The 2,141-nt window shown below is 70.1% G+C and carries 2 protein-coding genes; both read left to right on the top strand.

Features of this window, described 5'->3' with window-relative positions; genetic code table 11:
• The first annotated feature begins 94 nt into the window (after positions 1-94).
• Entirely contained in the window at positions 95-1,306 is a 1,212-nt protein-coding gene (locus ACFU53_RS47790) for a phosphoglycerate kinase (protein WP_384006889.1), read from the top strand.
• A gap of 39 nt (positions 1,307-1,345) precedes the next feature.
• Positions 1,346-2,101: a triose-phosphate isomerase gene (gene tpiA / locus ACFU53_RS47785; RefSeq protein ID WP_384006892.1), complete on the top strand. Its 756-nt coding sequence runs from the start codon at positions 1,346-1,348 to the stop codon at positions 2,099-2,101.
• Positions 2,102-2,141: the final 40 nt, after the last annotated feature.

The raw sequence follows: 2,141 nt of genomic DNA, 5'->3' as shown, positions 1-2,141 counted from the left end.
GCGCAGGGACGCGCCGCCCGGGCCCTGACTCACGTACAAAAGCGGCCCTCCTCCGATCACGAGCACCACAAGTCCTCCTCGGGAGCCCTCTTTCATGAAGACGATCGACGAACTCCTCGCCGAGGGAGTCGCCGGCAAGCGGGTCTTCGTCCGCGCCGACCTCAATGTGCCGCTGGACGGCACGACCATCACCGACGACGGCCGCATCCGCGCCGTGCTGCCCACCGTCAAGGCGCTGGCCGAGGCGGGCGCGCGCGTCGTCGTCGCCTCCCACCTGGGCCGCCCCAAGGGCGCCCCGGACCCGGCCTTCTCCCTTGCCCCGGCCGCCGCGCGCCTCCGTGAACTCCTCGGCGCCGACGTGGCGTTCGCGACGGACACGGTCGGCGAGTCCGCCACGGCCACGGTCGCGGACCTCGCCGACGGCCGGGTCGCCGTCGTCGAGAACCTCCGCTTCAACGCCGGGGAGACGTCCAAGGACGACGCCGAGCGCGGCGCCTTCGCGGACCGGCTGGCCGCCCTCGCGGACGTGTACGTGGGTGACGGCTTCGGCGCGGTCCACCGCAAGCACGCCTCGGTCTTCGACCTCCCGGCCCGCCTGCCGCACTACGCCGGGTACCTCATCGCCACCGAGGTCGGCGTCCTGAAGAAGCTCACCGACGACGTCCAGCGCCCCTATGTGGTCGCGCTCGGCGGCGCCAAGGTCTCCGACAAGCTCGCCGTCATCGACCAGTTGCTCGGCAAGGCCGACCGCATCCTCATCGGCGGCGGCATGGCGTACACCTTCCTCAAGGCCAAGGGCTACGAGATCGGCAGCTCCCTCCTCCAGGAGGACCAGCTCGCCGCGGTCACCGAGTACGTGGAGCGCGCGGAGAGGACCGGTGTCGAGCTGGTCCTGCCCGTCGACGCCGTCGTCGCGCCCGCGTTCCCGGACCTGAAGAGCAAGGCTCCGGCCGACCCCACCGCGGTTGCCGCGGACGCCATGCCGGCCGACCAGATGGGCCTGGACATCGGTCCGGAGTCCGGCACGCTGTACGCCTCGAAGATCGCCGACGCCGCCACCGTCTTCTGGAACGGCCCCATGGGCGTCTTCGAGCACCCCGATTTCGCCGAGGGCACCAAGGCGGTCGCCCAGGCACTCCTCGATTCCAAGGCGTTCACGGTCGTCGGCGGCGGCGACTCCGCCGCGGCCGTGCGCATCCTGGGCTTCGACGAGAACGCATTCGGCCACATCTCGACCGGTGGTGGCGCCTCCCTCGAATACCTCGAGGGCAAGACGCTCCCCGGGCTCGCCGCACTGGAGGACTGACCCTCGATGACTGTTTCCGACAAGGGCCGCCTGCCCCTGATGGCGGGCAACTGGAAGATGAACCTCAACCACCTCGAGGCCATCGCGCACGTCCAGAAGCTCGCCTTCGCCCTCGCCGACAAGGACTACGAGGCCTGTGAGGTCGCGGTCCTGCCGCCCTTCACCGACCTGCGCTCGGTTCAGACCCTGGTCGACGGCGACAAGCTCAAGATCAAGTACGGCGCCCAGGACGTCTCGGCCCACGACTCCGGTGCCTACACCGGAGAGATCTCCGGCCCGATGCTGGCCAAGCTCAAGTGCACGTTCGTGGCGATCGGCCACTCCGAGCGCCGCCAGTACCACGACGAGACCGACGAGATCGTCAACGCCAAGGTCAAGGCCGCCTACAAGCACGGCCTCACCCCGATCCTGTGCGTCGGCGAGGAGCTGGAGGTCCGCGAGGCGGGCAACCACGTCGCCCACACGCTCGCCCAGGTCGAGGGCGGCCTCAAGGACGTCTCCGCCGAGCACGCCGAGACCGTTGTGATCGCCTACGAGCCCGTCTGGGCCATCGGCACCGGCAAGGTCTGCGGCGCCGAGGACGCCCAGGAGGTCTGCGCGGCGATCCGCGGCAAGCTCGCCGAGCTGTACTCCCAGGAGACCGCGGACCAGATCCGCATCCAGTACGGCGGCTCGGTCAAGGCCGGCAATGTCGCCGAGATCATGGCCCAGGCCGACATCGACGGCGCCCTCGTCGGCGGCGCCTCCCTGGACGCCGACGAGTTCGTCAAGATCGTGCGCTTCCGCGACCAGTGAGTAGGCGGTAGCAGTCAGACGTCGTACTCTTGCGGGGACC

The sequence above is a fragment of the Streptomyces sp. NPDC057474 genome (assembly GCF_042802555.1).
In the GTDB taxonomy this organism is placed as follows: Bacteria; Actinomycetota; Actinomycetes; order Streptomycetales; family Streptomycetaceae; genus Streptomyces.
The sequence above is the reverse complement of the archived record's forward strand: the minus strand, read 5'-3'. Positions and strand labels throughout refer to the sequence as shown.

Bases quoted from the DNA above. Each gene is read 5' to 3' on its own strand.
- ACFU53_RS47790 (WP_384006889.1), top strand. From the start codon at position 95: ATGAAGACGATCGACGAACTCCTCGCCGAGGGAGTCGCCGGCAAGCGG.
- tpiA (WP_384006892.1), top strand. From the start codon at position 1,346: ATGGCGGGCAACTGGAAGATGAACCTCAACCACCTCGAGGCCATCGCG.